The 15,722-nt window shown below is 43.5% G+C and carries 17 protein-coding genes and 3 pseudogenes; 10 read left to right on the plus strand and 10 right to left on the minus strand.

What is annotated here, in order from left to right; genetic code table 11:
* Positions 1 to 67: 67 nt before the first annotated feature.
* A pseudogene (locus tag JCM11216_RS10830) lies at positions 68 to 711 on the plus strand (uracil-DNA glycosylase).
* Between the two features lie 2 nt (positions 712 to 713).
* Here the strand turns inward: JCM11216_RS10830 and JCM11216_RS10835 are convergent.
* Both JCM11216_RS10835 and JCM11216_RS10840 read right to left on the minus strand, forming a co-directional pair.
* Positions 714 to 1,904 (minus strand): glycosyltransferase family 2 protein, encoded by a 1,191-nt coding sequence (locus JCM11216_RS10835; RefSeq protein WP_243676087.1) that lies wholly within the window; start codon positions 1,902 to 1,904, stop codon positions 714 to 716.
* A gap of 231 nt (positions 1,905 to 2,135) precedes the next feature.
* Complete coding sequence (locus JCM11216_RS10840; RefSeq protein ID WP_054854233.1) at positions 2,136 to 2,891, minus strand: phosphoribosyltransferase family protein; 756 nt, start codon at positions 2,889 to 2,891, stop codon at positions 2,136 to 2,138.
* Between the two features lie 144 nt (positions 2,892 to 3,035).
* Between JCM11216_RS10840 and JCM11216_RS19160 the strand changes: the two genes are divergently transcribed.
* Positions 3,036 to 3,347 (plus strand): hypothetical protein, encoded by a 312-nt coding sequence (locus JCM11216_RS19160; RefSeq protein ID WP_243676088.1) that lies wholly within the window; start codon positions 3,036 to 3,038, stop codon positions 3,345 to 3,347.
* A gap of 367 nt (positions 3,348 to 3,714) precedes the next feature.
* Here JCM11216_RS19160 and JCM11216_RS10850 read toward each other — a convergent pair whose 3' ends face one another.
* Positions 3,715 to 4,305, minus strand: a complete 591-nt coding sequence (locus tag JCM11216_RS10850) for a YbhB/YbcL family Raf kinase inhibitor-like protein (RefSeq protein WP_054854212.1) — start codon at positions 4,303 to 4,305, stop codon at positions 3,715 to 3,717.
* A gap of 187 nt (positions 4,306 to 4,492) precedes the next feature.
* Here JCM11216_RS10850 and JCM11216_RS19165 point away from each other — a divergent pair, with 187 nt between their 5' ends.
* The 6 genes and pseudogenes from JCM11216_RS19165 to JCM11216_RS10875 all read left to right on the plus strand — a co-directional run bounded on the left by JCM11216_RS19165 (position 4,493) and on the right by JCM11216_RS10875 (position 9,315).
* Complete coding sequence (locus JCM11216_RS19165) at positions 4,493 to 5,452, plus strand: phenylalanine--tRNA ligase beta subunit-related protein (protein WP_243676089.1); 960 nt, start codon at positions 4,493 to 4,495, stop codon at positions 5,450 to 5,452.
* Positions 5,449 to 6,021 (plus strand): hypothetical protein, encoded by a 573-nt coding sequence (locus tag JCM11216_RS19170; RefSeq protein ID WP_243676090.1) that lies wholly within the window; start codon positions 5,449 to 5,451, stop codon positions 6,019 to 6,021. Before JCM11216_RS19165 ends, JCM11216_RS19170 begins: the two co-directional genes overlap by 4 nt.
* Before the next feature lie 302 nt (positions 6,022 to 6,323).
* A pseudogene (locus tag JCM11216_RS10860) lies at positions 6,324 to 6,904 on the plus strand (D-aminoacyl-tRNA deacylase).
* 3 nt (positions 6,905 to 6,907) lie between these two features.
* Positions 6,908 to 7,828 carry a hypothetical protein gene (locus JCM11216_RS19175; protein ID WP_243676091.1) on the plus strand — a complete coding sequence of 307 codons (921 nt, stop codon included), beginning with the start codon at positions 6,908 to 6,910 and terminating at the stop codon, positions 7,826 to 7,828.
* A gap of 44 nt (positions 7,829 to 7,872) precedes the next feature.
* Positions 7,873 to 8,037: a hypothetical protein gene (locus JCM11216_RS19180; RefSeq protein WP_243676092.1), complete on the plus strand. Its 165-nt coding sequence runs from the start codon at positions 7,873 to 7,875 to the stop codon at positions 8,035 to 8,037.
* Positions 8,038 to 8,517: 480 nt separating this feature from the next.
* A complete protein-coding gene (locus JCM11216_RS10875; RefSeq protein WP_054854213.1) occupies positions 8,518 to 9,315 on the plus strand; it encodes a hypothetical protein in 798 nt (265 codons plus the stop codon).
* A gap of 49 nt (positions 9,316 to 9,364) precedes the next feature.
* Here the strand turns inward: JCM11216_RS10875 and JCM11216_RS19185 are convergent, their stop codons facing one another.
* The 7 genes and pseudogenes from JCM11216_RS19185 to JCM11216_RS19200 all read right to left on the minus strand — a co-directional run bounded on the left by JCM11216_RS19185 (position 9,365) and on the right by JCM11216_RS19200 (position 13,747).
* Positions 9,365 to 9,541 (minus strand): OB-fold domain-containing protein, encoded by a 177-nt coding sequence (locus tag JCM11216_RS19185; protein WP_243676120.1) that lies wholly within the window; start codon positions 9,539 to 9,541, stop codon positions 9,365 to 9,367.
* Positions 9,522 to 9,788 carry a zinc ribbon domain-containing protein gene (locus tag JCM11216_RS19190; protein ID WP_243676093.1) on the minus strand — a complete coding sequence of 89 codons (267 nt, stop codon included), beginning with the start codon at positions 9,786 to 9,788 and terminating at the stop codon, positions 9,522 to 9,524. The genes JCM11216_RS19185 and JCM11216_RS19190 overlap by 20 nt, the downstream gene beginning before the upstream one ends.
* A gap of 6 nt (positions 9,789 to 9,794) precedes the next feature.
* A pseudogene (locus tag JCM11216_RS10885) lies at positions 9,795 to 10,969 on the minus strand (thiolase domain-containing protein).
* 258 nt (positions 10,970 to 11,227) lie between these two features.
* Entirely contained in the window at positions 11,228 to 11,530 is a 303-nt protein-coding gene (locus JCM11216_RS19195; RefSeq protein ID WP_243676094.1) for a hypothetical protein, read from the minus strand.
* Positions 11,505 to 12,134, minus strand: a complete 630-nt coding sequence (locus tag JCM11216_RS10890) for a hypothetical protein (protein ID WP_243676095.1) — start codon at positions 12,132 to 12,134, stop codon at positions 11,505 to 11,507. Before JCM11216_RS10890 ends, JCM11216_RS19195 begins: the two co-directional genes overlap by 26 nt.
* A gap of 30 nt (positions 12,135 to 12,164) precedes the next feature.
* Entirely contained in the window at positions 12,165 to 13,412 is a 1,248-nt protein-coding gene (locus JCM11216_RS10895; RefSeq protein ID WP_243676096.1) for a phenylalanine--tRNA ligase subunit alpha, read from the minus strand.
* Entirely contained in the window at positions 13,406 to 13,747 is a 342-nt protein-coding gene (locus tag JCM11216_RS19200) for a hypothetical protein (RefSeq protein WP_243676097.1), read from the minus strand. The genes JCM11216_RS10895 and JCM11216_RS19200 overlap by 7 nt, the downstream gene beginning before the upstream one ends.
* Positions 13,748 to 13,872: 125 nt before the next feature.
* Here JCM11216_RS19200 and JCM11216_RS10900 point away from each other — a divergent pair, with 125 nt between their 5' ends.
* Both JCM11216_RS10900 and JCM11216_RS10905 read left to right on the plus strand, forming a co-directional pair.
* Positions 13,873 to 14,673, plus strand: a complete 801-nt coding sequence (locus tag JCM11216_RS10900) for an electron transfer flavoprotein subunit beta/FixA family protein (RefSeq protein ID WP_054854214.1) — start codon at positions 13,873 to 13,875, stop codon at positions 14,671 to 14,673.
* A 5-nt stretch (positions 14,674 to 14,678) separates the two neighbouring features.
* Entirely contained in the window at positions 14,679 to 15,599 is a 921-nt protein-coding gene (locus JCM11216_RS10905) for an electron transfer flavoprotein subunit alpha/FixB family protein (RefSeq protein ID WP_243676098.1), read from the plus strand.
* Positions 15,600 to 15,722: the final 123 nt, after the last annotated feature.

A 15,722-nucleotide genomic window follows, 5' to 3' on the forward strand; every position in this document is an offset into this window, starting at 1 on the left:
CATGGCCATTGATAACCTTTAAAATAATTAAAACAATTTTTATTTCCTAACCTTAAAGGGGGTTTGCATGGACTTTATTAAGCTTAAGGTAAATGTATCAAGTTATGATGAATTAGTACAGTTAATGATGAGTTGCACCAAGTGCAAGTTATATACAACAAGGAGGAGGGTGGTTCCAGGAGAGGGCCCTTTGGATGCTAAGATAATGATTATTGGTGAGGCACCTGGTGAGAAGGAGGATGAGGAGGGCAGGCCATTTGTTGGTGCCGCCGGGCAATTGCTGACTAAATTATTAAATAACGTAGGCATTAGGAGGGGGATGTTTATATAACCAATGTCGTTAAGTGCAGACCACCTAATAATAGGGATCCCGAGCCTGACGAGATTGAGGCGTGTAAGCCATATCTAGTGACTCAAATACTCATGATTAAGCCACGGGTAATTGTATGCCTTGGTAGGCATAGCGCCAGGGAGGTCCTCACAATGGCTGGTTACCCAGAGAAGTCTGTGTCCAGCATAAGTAGCATTAGGGGGGGTAAGGTGTTTAATGTTAGGCTTGGTGATGTCAATGTCAAGGTCCTCCCAACATACCACCCAGCCGCCGCCCTATACAATCCGAGGCTTAGGAGCATTATTGAGGATGATTTGAGAAAGGTAAGGGCAATTCTTGATGAGGATAAGGGAGGTGGAGACATACTTAGTTATTTATAGTATCATAGTGTGCCATCAATTATCCTCCAAAGTCCCCTTACGTATCCTGCGAGGTACGGCAGTATTATCAGCATATTCAATATCATTACATGTATTACAGTAAAGATGAATGCTGTGATTATAATAGCTGTCATTAAGTACTCTGGAAATAAATTGAGACTTTCCATGACCCATTTACGGGAGCCCTTGGGCGTCGGTATCCACTCAATCTTACCAATGCCCAATAATCCCATTAGGTTTGCAATGGCTATCCTGGGTAACGCCATTATAAAGGCTAGGTTCACACTATTTATTGCAAATACATCTCTGCGAGGGTCACCACCATACTCTTTATCAAGCATTATTAAGGAATATAGATACAATGAAAGCGTTGGTGCTATGATCATTAATAATATGGCAAAGGCCCACAGTGGTATACTTAAGCCAGTAATACTCATTGCCACGAGCATCAGTATTGACACTAATTGAAGAACATAGGCGAAGTACTGCCCGAGGTAGAGTAGTACTGCGATGCCGTGTTTTCTACGTAAAATCCTCAAGAAATACTTCCTAATAACCCTACCGACACCGAAGCTCCACCTTAGTTGTTGCCTGAGGAACCCGGTATAATTAACGGGGGGGACTTCCACATTAACAATCGCGTCATCGACATATGTGACCTTCAAATCATTAATGAAGAACCTCACACCGAGTTCCACATCCTCAAGAACATCCTCAGGCCAATAACCAACACTTTTTAATGCGCCAACACTAACTAGGGATCCACTGCCGAGTATTGGCACCCAACCAATTAAGCTATTAAGCGCCTTTAGAACCTTAAAGAAAAGTAAGTAACCAATCCATTGTCCACGCGCTAATGATGAATCATCCCTATTACTAGCAACCCAATGAGGAACCACGGCGTTCGTCGAATCAACGTATTTGGTTAATTCATTGATGGTCTCCTGACTTAATACTGAATCAACATCGAGTACTAGCATGTAGTCATTATTGTTCATTTCTATTCTTTTAATTACATGGTTCAATGCACCACCTTTATATCCACTCGGCTTTTCCCTATGAATTACCTTAAGGCCGTACTTATTACCTAAAGCCCTTATGATGTTTATGGTCTCGTTATCATAATTATCAAGAATATAAATAACGTTCAACCTTGTTTTTAAGGATGCCAGTCTCTTCATTGAGGCTTCCACTAGATCTAGGGGGGGCTCAGACTTAACGGGAATTACCAGGAATATATTACTCTTGTTTTTTCATGATTATGAGTTACTTCTCTCTCATGATTTGCTTCATCACTCCTAATAGTTATTAGTTGATATATTATTGGGTAGAATGAGGTTATTGTCACTATGAGGTATATTATTACGATCGCTGTTTCGTAATTAATTATCATTGCGTTGGCTATATCATTGTAATTTAATAACTTATCCTAATTTCAACTCCTTAAAATTACTTAAGTCGAGAATTACATCAATACGTACATTTCTATCCCTTAATTTCTCAATCCATGACTTACTCATTGAAATTAATACTGAAACGCCCGTTAACCTAGCTCCTGCAATGTTTATTAGTTCAATTAATGCATTCAATGTTCTGCCTGTCCTTACAATATCGTCAACAATCAAAACCTCGTCGTTTCTCTCAAGTAGGTGCCTTGGTAAATACAGGGACACTCTACGTGGCGGTGAGTCAACTATGTAACTAACCTCGTAGAAGTCCTCCGAAGCAATATCCTTGTACTGCTTGGCAATGGCTAACCTAGCGTTTAAGGCGTATGATGCCATCACCGAGAGGGGGGGTATTCCATCAGTAGCTGCTGTTAGTACCTTGTTAATTGGTAGGTTAGAGAACATTTCCTTAATCCTCCTTTGATAAAGTTTGAGTATGTATGGGTTGAATAATACGTTGTTTAGGTCAATAAACCCATCCTTAACAATAACATTCCTTCTCAGAACCTCCGTTAGGTCAAGCATTGACTTTAATCTCTCCTTAATTATGTTTACTGTGTCTAATGAAGGCAGTAAATCACCATTTGCATACCTACAGAGCAGGCTTTCAGGTATTTCCAGTATCTGCGATAATTCTCTATATGACAAATTATATATTGACTTAGCTGAATTTATTAATTCCACGGCCTCCAACTGCTCATCAACCTTAGTGAGTCTCCTACCTGCACGCATTTTAACCAATCCCTTTAAACAATTGTTTAAAAAGTTAATTGGTAGGAATACTCCGTAAATCATATATTTATGGTAAAATTAAATATATTACCAATGAGTATGTGGTGTAAGGTTTTTATTAGAAATTAATTATTTACTTAATATATGAGTAGTGAAGAGAGAAGGGAGGAGGTTGGTAGTGAGGAGGAAATTGAGAGAGGGGGGGGTGTATCAGCCGAGCTCGTTAAGGGCAATATCCTAAAGATTAGGTGGGTTACGGGCAAAACCTCGGCAGCAAGATTATTTGGCAAGTACGGTAGGGAGGGCAGGCCCGACTTCTTTAGGCTGCTCTTCGGGGGGGCCATTGGCGGTAGCCTTAGGTCGCAATTCCCTGAGGATAAGGCCAATGAGTTATTCAATAATATTAGGAACTCCCAGGGATTCAAGGATTCGCTTGATGAGGTCTTTGAATCATGAAGAGGTGGTTCTTTGATGAGGTAGTGCCTAAGTATAAGCTCGAGAGGGTGATGTATTCGTGATATCAACAACGCTCGAACTCAATATCAATACTGGGGGAAATTAAGTGGGATAGGGAGGCAACGCAGGTTATTTATTGGGTTAGGAGCGATAGGGTTGCCGAAAAGTGTAGGGAACTTGGTATTGCGACAGGCGCCAGGGCCGGTACCGAGGAGGTTGATAGGTTAAGGAAGGAGAGGGATGAGTTGGCAAATAGGGTTAAGGAGCTTGAGAATAGGATAAGTGAACTAACGAATGAGAACAAGAGGTTGAGGGCTGAAAATGAGGAATTGAAGAAGAAATTGGAAAATATTAAGCAATTGGTTGGTTAACCACCATAATACCCAATTAAAACTCCATAGCCAACAATATCACTCACATTGATAGACCTTATTAAGCCAATATCACCCTCATTCAATGGCGGTAACTCCCTATTTAGGGCCAGGACTATTATCACGTACTCATGCGGAGGACCGGGCGGTGGGCATGGCCCGCCATAACCAACCTTACCAAAATCATTAATGCCCTGGTAACCAATGCCAGGCACGTAGTACTGGGCCGGAATGCCCTGGGGCAATTCCGTTATATTGGGTGGTACGTCATATAGGACCCAGTGTATGAAGACGCCGCTCGCCGCATTCAAATCCTCCATTATTATCACGAGAGATTTGGCATTACTTGGTACGTCATTTATGTACAATGGTATTGAGTAATCTAGGCCATTACACGTGTAGTTAATGGGTATTTGAGAACCATTGTTAAATACCGAACTCACGATTATCCTAGGCGCATTCGTTGGAACCTTAACAAGGCCTATTGTTACGTATGATGCCCTATGCATGGTCGGTATTACCAGTAAGACCGCCATTACCACGGCCATGACTAGGATCAGTACAATGATCACGTGCCCAATCCTCATACTCATAAGACCATGCTTAAAAATACTTAATAGGTTTTGTTGTTCCTTAGTGATGCATGCCTGTAATTACGTTTAAGCGAAGTGACCTGGAGGGTTTACTGGGTAAGTACTTTAGCAGTGATGAGGAGCTTATTGCGGCGTTGAATAGGCTTAAGGGTGAGGTTGAGGGGGGGTCTCCAGCGATGATGTGACGTTTGAGGTTACCCATGATAGGCCTGACCTTTTTTCTGTGGAGGGCATTGCAAGGGCGTTAAAGGGTTTGTTTAAGGTTGAGGTTGGGCTTCCTAAGTTTAATATTGTTAATAATGGCTTTAGGCTCATCGCTGAGGATGTCCCTAATAGGCCGTACATAATGATGAGTATTGTACGTGATTTAAGGCTCAGTGATGAGGCCATTAGGCAGATGATTCAGCTTCAGGAGAAGCTTCATGCAACCTATGGCAGGGATAGGAGGAAGATGGCCATTGGGTTTTATGACGCTGATAAGATTAAGCAGCCGCTCACGTATAGGCTTGAGAGACTTGATGCAATTAAGTATAGGCCATTGGATAGTGATAGGGAGATGAGTGGTTCTGAGGTTATTGAGGGTACTGAGAAGGGTAGGTTATACGGTAAGTACGCTGTTTACGATGGTAAGGCACCAGTACTAATTGATTCCGAGGGTAGGATACTCGTGATAATACCCGTACTTGGTAGTGAGGATTTTAAGGTTACGGAGAGGACTAGGAACGTGTTAATAGACGTTACTGCCACGGACTTAAAGCTCGCTAAGTCAGTACTCGCTGTTTTGGTTTATAACCTACTTGAGAGGAGTTCCTCGAGAACCGTTGAAGTAGTTAATGTGAATGCGCCATGGGGTAATACGGCATCTCCTGTGTTGGATCCTCTTGAGTTCAAGCTATCTGTTAATTTCGTCAATGATTACTTAGGGCTTAATCTGAACAAGGGCGATATTATTAATTACTTATCAATGTCAAGGCACGACGTTGTTGATTACGGCGAGGAATTGCTTGTCAAAGTCGCTCCATATAGGTTCAACGTGCTTCATCCAGTGGACCTTGTCGAGGACATTGCAGTGGCCTATGGCTATGAGAACATTCCAAGGGAGCTACCGCCGCAACCCGTTAAAGGTGCCAGAAATGGTTGAGCATATTCACTGATTTAATTAGGGATTTAATGATTGGCCTTGGTTTCCAGGAGGTTCTTAATTACATTATGAGTAGTAAAGACGTCATGGCCAAGAAGACCATGGATCAGAGGGAGCTTGTTGAGGTTGAGAATCCAAAGTCCGAGCTTTACACGGTTCTTAGGGACCACATATGGCCCCCCCAATTAATGGAGGTTGCGGCTAGGAATAAGGCCTTGATTGAAGGCGTTCTTAAGATTTTCGAGGTTGGTTATGTCGTGTCGCCAAACCAGGAGAGCGAGGTAGGCGTCAGGGAGGACTTAGTACTTAGTTACTTAATTAGTGGACCTGAAATAACGCTTACCGACGGCCTTTCCGTGCTGAGGTCATTATTAACGAGTCTCGGCATTAATTACTCACTTAAGCCTTGTGAGTACGTATCGGGCTTGCCCGAAAGGACTGCCTGTATACACGTTGGTAATAGGGATGTTGGCTTTGTGATGGAGGTGAGACCTGACGTAATAACGGCATTCGACCTCGAGCATCCCATTGTTGTGAGCGAGATCAAGCTTAACGAGATAGTAGGCTAGGGAATATTAAAAAGTGGCAGTGATGTTTAATCGTTGAATCGGGCATGTACGGCATCGTATTCAGCAAGGTAGATACAGTATCAAGAGGCGTCTTTGAATTATTCAGTAGAGATGGTAACCTTAGGTATAGAATGAGCTTAGGCGATTATGAAATCTATGACTTAAAGGGGAATCTCGCATTTTACGCATTGAATAAGGATATTGTTTACTTGGACGACCTTGAGGAAGTAGTTTCAAAAATGCAGGAGAGACCTAAGGAGTTAATCTTCGTTAGTCGTCATGAAATGAGGAACCCAAGGCCCATGTTCACGTCCCACGTTACGGGTAATTGGGGGGGCGCTGCTGAGTTAGGTGGGAGGCCGAACATGGTATCGCTGGCAAACCCGCACACTATTACGGCATTTTATAGGGAATTGTGTAGGGTTAGGCCTGATTATGGCCTTGAGAGCTTCGAGTGCTATGTTGAGGCGACGCACCATGGCCCTACGATAGAGTCAATACCCGTGACCTTCGTGGAGCAGGGGGGGGAGTAGTGAGAGGGAGTGGTTGATAAGTAGGGGGGGGTTGGGAATTGCTTCATTACGTTGTTAATGAATTCCTTGAGGGTAAATTAATTAGTAATTATGAACCCGCAATATCAATAGGTGACCTACATTACCTGACGATGGGTAATAGGTTAATCAGTGGTGAGGCGGATGTTGGCCATGCAATACCGAAGTATATAACGCCAATAACTAGGGAAATGATCATTAAGGCCGTGAACATGATGACCCATAGGCCGGTTAAGGCTTACGTTAGTTGGAAGGCGATTGATAGTGAGACCAGGAAGCTCGTTACCGAGGTTCTTAATGAACTTAATGTAAAGGTAATCAAGAGAACATAAGTTATGACATCAATAACAAAGGGAGTATACGCAGGGATTGACCTCGCGTTACCTAATAGGAGGAGGACTGGCTTTGGATTAATAAATACCGATAATAATACTTATTACGTAAGCACCTTGTCCACTAAGGAGGAGATAATAAATTCAGTACTGCGGCGGCCCTTATCGTTAATATGCATAGACGCTCCACTTGGCCTCCCTAAAAATGGCATTAATAGGTTGGTTGAGGTGAAGGCTAGGAGACTCGGACTTAGGCTCATCCCACCATTACTGGGCCCCCCCATGAGGTGGTTAACGATTTATGGAATACAAATAGCTGGTGAGTTGAGGAAATACGGATTTAGGGTTCTTGAGGTACATCCAACATCAACGCTCAGGGTACTCGGGATGAGCAGGCAGGACTTCGTTAAGTTCATTACCTCAGGGTTAAGGGGGCCCGTAATAAGTAATGAGCATGAGGTTGACGCATTGGTGTCGGCATTCACCTGCCTATTACATGATCATGGGTGCACGGAGGAATTAGCGGGGCTTGAGGATGAAGGCTCCTTAATAATTCCGCGCATTGATTGTATACCTCGGGTGATTAGCATGAGTTTATTTAAGGAATTGATTGATAAGTATAAGGACATAATAATTAGCATTTATAGATTAGGGGGGGTTGATTGCTGCGGTGATTATTGCATCATTAGAGTGACTGATTGGGATTACATTAAGGAACTTAGGTGTAATGTGTATGGGCTAATGATTGATCCTGGGCAGGTTAATGAGTTGCTTAGACGTCCTTCTCTAATAAAATTATTATTGCGGAGGGGGGGAATTAATAGGCTTATTGCATATCCATGCATCACCCAGGATAAGATAACGTTGCTGAGTAAACTTGGCTTTACTGTTATGAATTACTTCACGAGTATGATTGTTCATTAACCCAAAGCGTTGTGGTTCATCTTGATGCCTATAAAATAATTAATTTGGCTGGTAGGGGTATTATCGTTTATGTTCATTTATACCAACCATACATCAGAGACAGAAATGAGCCGATACGCGATATTAATTCAATTTTTGATATAGCCCTTGAGTACCTAAGGAGGTCTAGGATTAAGATTCATTTGATTCTTGATGAGCTTTCCCACTAATTCTTACGTACAATTCCTTAATTAGTTCAGCCCATTTCAAATGAATACGGTCACCCTCATACTCTATGTAATTCCTGTAAATGTGCCTTTTTGTCATTCTCGTATATATTTTGCAATGTGGACACCCAAGGATTACGTATGTTGAATTTTCAATCAGCTGAAGATTAGAAGCACATATGGGGGGGCATTTTAGACTTAATTCCAACTTTGACGTTTCCTCAGATGCCATTGTTTAGGTATTGAAACTGGCAGGATTTTTAATTAACATTTAAAATGTTGACGTCATAGTCGTATCGATTATTTATGGATAACAGGTAAATAAATCCATGCCACCAGCACCTCAGGACTATAATTCAAATGCAAAATAATTAATATCGACTAAGCGATATCCCTGCAGTATTTTGGCTTAGTATTGATACTGATATTAGCGTTATTTTACAGGTTCACTGCAAATAAATCATATATAATAACTAATCATTAATGCTTAATATTCAGAGGAGCATACCAATACCGAGGATAAGCCTTGAGAAACTCATAAACTACATACTCTCAATTGGTGAGAATCCCGGAATTGATTGCTCCACATTAAAGGATAGGGGGGGACTTGACATTGGTAAGGGAAGAGGCGACATAACGAGGTTCTTTCAGAGGATTGGGGGGGTGGTTGAGGTTTATGGGGGGGATTGTAATATTAGGTTGACGGACACGGGTAACATGCTGTATAGGGCTTTGAATAGGGACTTGACATTATCGAAAATGCTATTTCACCTAATATTATATAGGGAGTTGCCTCATTATCGATTATTGATAAATCTAATAAGTGAGGAGGGACCCACGAGCGTCACTGAGCTTCATAGACTAATAAATCAGAAAATGAGGGAATTATCACCAACGGCGTGGCTCAATGAGGTTGCCTTTAAGGCGATTATTGGGCTTGCTGTAGATCTTGGCGTAGTGGAAATAACGAATGGGGGGGAGGTTAGTATTAGGTACACGGCCTCCATAAGTGAGTGCATTAGAAAGGCGATGGCGCCCATAGGCTCTCAAAAGGTCCTGAGACTCGATGATCTAGATAACTGCATTAAGCAGCTGCTTGGGGGGGTTCTTGATATAAAACAGCCACTGATTAATAACCTGGATGGATGCGTTGAGCCAATAATAGCCCCCGGACCCTTGGGTCCTAAATCCACGTACTTTAAGATACTAAATGAGGATTGCGTGGTTAAGCAGATCGTTAACACGATTTTAAGCAAGTCCGTGTTTAATGATAACCACTAACACTGCTTGTTTTTTAATTGGAACGTTATTATATACTTATTGTGTTTCTCTATGTAAGTGGTACCGAGCACCACCTCATCACCAACCTGACGCACCTCTCATCCTTAACATTTATGAGCCAGCCCATTACCCTAACATCACCAACCCTAGCAATGGCTATTATGTACGGCTCAAAATCCTCAAAACCCTGAGGCCTAGAGTAAACCCTAGTAAAGGTCTCGAGAATACCTCCCTAGCAACTCAATCCACTCTATATCACTCGATCCACAGTATGGGCAGTCAGACTGTGGTGGGTAATAAACGGCGCCGCAGGACTTGCACTTGGTCGCGTATATCCTGCCCTCCCTAAGGCCATCCCAGTACTTAAGTGTCCTGCCAATGGGTATTTTATGCCTGTAGGTGATCGGTACTGAGTCTATGGTTGGCCCCCCCTCAACCTTAACAGTCCTCCTGCTAGGCTTTTTCTCCGCCATTCCTCATCACCTCCTCAGTATTGTCACATAGCCGTAATGGCCAGTACCGCCTATATTGTGAGCAAGGGCAATGTACCTCTTCAAAGGCGCCTGCCTACCACGCTCCCTCTCCTCCCTCAATTGCTTAACTAATTCATAAATCATCGCCAGGCCCGTAGCCCCCCCAGTGGATGGCCTTTCCCGAGTAGTCCACCGCTTAGGTTAACGGCAACCTTACCACCGATGTCGCTCTGACCCTCCTCAATGAACTTACCGCCCCCCCTACCCTTCTCCACGAAGCCCAGGTCTTCATAGGCCATTATCTCGGCTATTGTGAAGCAGTCGTGCACCTCGGCGACCTCTACATCCTTAGGCTCAATACCTGCCTTCTTATAAGCCATCTGGGCGGCTATCTTTGTGGCCTTTAGGCTCACGTAGTCCTCACGTCTGGTTATGTTTGAGGTATCCGATGCATAACCAATGGCCTCAATCCAAACGGGCGTATCAATGTGCAATTTCCTAATAGCATCCTCACTGGCCACTATTGCGGCCGCCGCGCCGTCGGTTATTGCCGAGCAATCATAAAGCTTTAGTGGCCATGTAATAGGCCTTGACTTAAGAACGTCCTCCACGGTCACCTCAAACTGAAACTGAGCCTTTGGGTTTCTCGCAGCGTACTTTTGGTTCTTAACTCTAACAAGGGCTAATTGTTCCTCGGTGGTTCCGAACTTAGCCATGTGGGCCGTGGCGTATAAGGCGTAGTAGGCGGGGGGGAATGTAGTGCCGTAGAAGTGGTATTCCCAGAGGTAATTACCACCCCCCCTACCACCAACAGCCAGTGATGTTGCTGTGTCGACCTCATTCATCTTCTCCACACCGATGGCTAGGGCTATGTCTACGAAGCCCGAGGCAACCATGTTATAGGCCACGGCCAACGCCGCACTACCGGTGGCGCAGGCAGCCTCAACTCTCAGTGGGCCTTTCTCACTAAAGCCACTATACTCATTGACCGGAACCGCCGGGTACAGCTCATAAGTCCTGGTCCCTGCACTGCCAACAATCGATATTTCAATGTCCTTTTGGGTTAAGCCGGCATCTTCAAGGGCTTCCTTAACGGCCTCCCAGGCGAGTTCCTGGATAGTTACATCATTCCTAACACCAAAGACTGATTGGCCAACACCGATAATGCCGACTTTACGCACGTATTTCTCACAATGAGACTCTAAATAAGATTGTTCTTTGAGTGTAATATTTACTGTTATAATTATTATATAGATACGCAGTAAATAATACTGTTCTTTTTGTTCACTTGCTATTTATTGCCGTATTATTATGGATAAACAATGGAGTTTCCATTTACGGAGATGGTTGATAACCCCCCCTGGATAAAAATAATTAGCAGGTATCCTACTCAGAGGGACCGTGAGATACTTAGAAAGGTTGATCTCGTTCAGTTATAACTAAATAGTTATTGTTGCTAGGTATATGAGCGGGATTGAGCCGAGCAGTATTGGTATTGGTAGGGCTGGAGCGTACTTCTTAATTGGTAATATGTATTTAAACGTTATAAATAGGCCGATGAGTATTCCAATTAATGAGGCTGATGAGGCCAGTGCGCCCTGGGCGAATGTGAAGTTATGCATGACGTATTGAAGCATTGTTAATGAGACCAGAGTTGCGTATAGCACAAGGTCTCCAACTCCAATGCCTACACCATCTATATCTAGGATTAAACCCCTAAGTATTGTACTTACCCTCGCCATACTTAGAGAGCTCAGTTACTAACCTACCGAGTAATCCTCGATATACCATTACTATGTCGTATAGCGGCAATGCAATTAGTAATATGACCAGTGTCCAGGTGGGTAGGGCTATCGTGAATATTACACCAGCCATGGAGCTATAAGCGCTTATTGCTAGAGCCCTAACCACGGTGTTCCCGGCCTTGATTGCTGCATACATAATTAATGCACTTATTGTAAGTGCTATTATTAATATCGATAGTGGGTGTTCTATTAATGGATTTACGTTATAACCATAGGCGTAGGTTGCCGTGAAGAACAATACGGAGCTTATTATGACGATAGCCAATAATACATTCTTCACAGTCTCAAATGCCCTTATCAATCCCCCCCGCCTTATTAACCTATATATTGCGTATGTTGCTATAACCATTATTACTATAATAATGGTTACATTATACAAACCAGCACTTGACGTGTTCACAGACTGAAATGGCGGCCCCGCAGGAACTTGAGTTTCGCCGATGTTTATTAAACCTAGTATAAGAAGTATCGCTATTACTGGCGATGTTAATGGCAGTAATAAGTGCGCTGGTTTAATAATACGTTCTTCTCTTCTTGACACGAGTCATTGCTAATCCCTATATTTATAACCTTAACTAACCTTTAAGTTATTAATGAATCTTGAGTAGTGTGTCCAGTATCCCCCCCTTATTACATTAATGTCCTTAGAGAATAAGTCCCTAATATCCTCGATGTTCATGAGAATCATGGCAATCCTATCAAGACCCATACCAAACGCTAAAACCCTACTCCTCCTAAGCCCGAGCGGCATCACCACCTCAGGCCTAAACATGCCGGAACCCACAAACTCAATCCAACCAAGCTTCTCGTGATATGCATAGCCCTCGGCAGATGGGCTTGTGAATGGGAAGTAGGCTGGCTTAAACATGACCCTCTTCAACCCCATCCCCCTCGCCAAGGCCTCGAGCACTCCAAGTAGGTGCTTAAAGCTTAGGTTCTCACCAACGACGATACCATCAGCCTGGTGAAACTCCATGGAGTGCTTTGGGTCAAGGACCTCAGGCCTAAAGACCCTATCGATCGTGAATGCCCTGTACTCACCATCACCGCGTTTATAGAGCGTCCTTACAGAGACGGAGGTCGTCTGGGTCCTTAACACAAGCCTAACAGCCCTACTCGGGTCCCACTTATAGTTCCAGCCTCTTGACCCAGTTATCCAGCCATCCTCGTGGGTACGCGCAATCCTACTCACTAATTCATTATCGAGTATTTTACCCGTGCTTGGGTACTTGAGGAAATACGTATCGTGAATCTCCCTGGCAGGGTGGTCCTGCGCTTGGAATAACGCATCGAAATTCCACAGCTCAAGCTCTACGTGTGGTCCATAAACCTCCTCAAAGCCCAGCGATATGAAGACCTCCTTAACGAACTTAATAAACTCGGAGAAGAAGTGCTTAGTCACGATAGGTGCCTGCGGTGTTGGTATTGATAGGTCGAACCTCTTAATAACGACATTCCTCCAGGCACCACTAGTTATTAACTCGGGCGTTAATGCCGTAACCACAACCCCCCCAGCCTTTATTAGGCCCCCCCTATCTATGAGATTACGCGCCTCATCAGTAATCACCAACTCAATTATACTTCTCTCTCTTACCTTAACTATACCTCTTCTAAGGAATTCCTGAATAATTGATTTAGCGTCTTCAGGAACCTCATCGTTATAAATACCATTCCTAATTTGATTAAGTAGTTCCTGCCTATTAATAACGCTGGTGAGCCTATCCTGAGATACCGCCTCAATGACGCCCTTATTAATCCTAATAGCACCTAACCTGCTTAATGTCGATATTGCGTAATTAACCTCACTGGGCGTTAGCAAAATGCCATGTCTCCTTGCAATATTGGATACATCATTAATGGTAGCTTACACCCACAATTAATCAATACCCTTGCCAGCCTGACCTCGGGAAGTCCATTCTCAAGGTACTTTTTACCCTCCTCAGTTAGTTCAAGTATCCTCTTTACGGTTTTATTAACGCGGACTAAACCTAGGTTCTCGAGCTCAGCTATACTTCTCATGAGAGAGTTCACGTCAGTGCCTAGCTTAGATGCAACATCATCAATTCTTACAGGTGAGGCGCTATCCTTTAGTGCTTTTAGTATATTGAATTCCTGCTGTGGTACTATTAATTCTCTACTTACGTCATCGTTCATTAATATACGTTAGCAAATAGCGCACGCACCTTATAAGGATTACTTCGGAGCAATCGCACGCCTGGGCAAATATATAGCATAAATAATGGATAATGCTAAAAAACTCATGTTGTACCCTACCCGTAATGGAGATATTGGCCCTTGTAAAGCTGGCTCTCGACACGGGGCAGTTAAGGGTTAGTGAAACGAAGGTAGACATCGATTCGACACCTCTCAAGATCAGTGACATTGATAGGAACGCCGTTGAGGAGGCCGTCAGGATTAAGGAGAAGGCTGGTGGTAGGGTCCGCGTAATAACGGCGCTTAAGTATGGCCCATTAACGAGAAGGCAGCAGGAGGCAGAGAGCTTACTTAGGGAGGTGCTGGCCATGGGTGCTGATGAGGCTTACCTAATCGTCGATAATGCCCTGATAAATAGTGACCAATTATTGACGGCCAAGGCCATTGCAGCCACAATAAGGAAATTGGGTAATTATGACTTAATAATTGCTGGTGAAGCAACAATAGATGGTTATACGAGTCAGGTGGGGGGGCCCAGGGTTGCCGCCGAGCTTGGTATTCCTGTTATTACCTTTGTTAGGGAATTGAGGGTTGAGGGCAATAAGGTTACTGCTAAGCGTGACCTGGAGGATGCCATTCAGACCGTTGAGGCTCAATTACCAGTATTAGTAACCGTTACCAGGGAGATAAATGTACCGAGAATACCACCATTACTACAGATAAGGGCCGCCATGAAAAAGCCAATAAATAGGCTGGGTCTTGCTGACTTAGGGATTTCCATGAAGTCGCCTGTAGAAGTTACGAATATAGTACCCATTCAAGTTAAGAGAAAGGGTGTAATAATTAAGGATGGAACTGTTGATGAGAAGGTTGATAAATTAATCCAAGCCCTAATTCAGGAAGGTATAATAACCCCCCCGAGGTGATGGACATGACCAAGGTACTTGTAATAGGCTCAATCAGTGACCTCGGCTTAATAGGATTAGCGCAGAAGGTTGAGAGCCCTGAAATACATTACCTATTGCTCGGAGGCGGCGATGCAACGCAACTGGGTAAATATGGTGTAACCAAAGTCTACACATTATCGGCGCAGGTCGATGAAGCATCACTTGCGGAGACTCTCGTCAACCTAATAAGCACTAATAATTACTCCGTGATAATCACCCCCCCTGTGAATAAATACTTTAAGACCACAATACCAATAGCGGCTCAAAAAACATCAGCACCAGTGCTTGTTGATGTACTTGACTTGAAGCAGGGTGGTAATACTTTCGAGGTTACACTAAATGGTGTGGGCAATAGGGCGCAGGTAACTGTTAAGGTAACGGACAGGGTATTCCTAATGGCGCCACCGGCACGTTTCAAGCCAGTTGAAAAAGTAACCACGGTAACCACAGAGTCCCTGCAGCCCAAGGCTATTACGGGCATTAAGGTTGTCTCTACGGAGGAAAAACCCAAGGGTAAGGTTAGGATTGAGGATGCTGAACTAATCGTCTCGGTGGGCAGGGGCTTCAAGAAGCAGGAGGATCTTAAGCTTGCCTTTGAGCTGGCTGAGGTTCTTGGGGCTGAGATTGGTTGTTCAAGGCCGATAGCCGCAGACCTTAAGTGGCTCAGTGAGGACCACTGGGTTGGACTGAGCGGTCATAAGGTCAGGCCAAAGCTATACATGGCGGTGGGCATTAGTGGGCAACCACAACACCTTGCCGGTATGATGGAGTCAAAGACCGTCGTAGTAATAAACAGTGATCCCAATGCGCCATTCTTTAAGAACTGCGATTACGGCGTTGTAGAGGACCTATACAAGTTCGTTCCGGCACTAACAAAGAAGCTTCGTGAAATACTTAAGAAATAAGGAGATCAAATTTTAAGAACAGCAATTTTTAATAATTAATTATTTTATTACATTTTTATAACTATATTACTAAGTATTAATAGGAGATAGTTTATAATTATTAATATTAATTAGAAAAGTAAA

It is taken from the genome of Vulcanisaeta distributa JCM 11216, from assembly GCF_001315985.1.
GTDB classification, from domain to species: domain Archaea; phylum Thermoproteota; class Thermoprotei; order Thermoproteales; family Thermocladiaceae; genus Vulcanisaeta; species Vulcanisaeta distributa_E.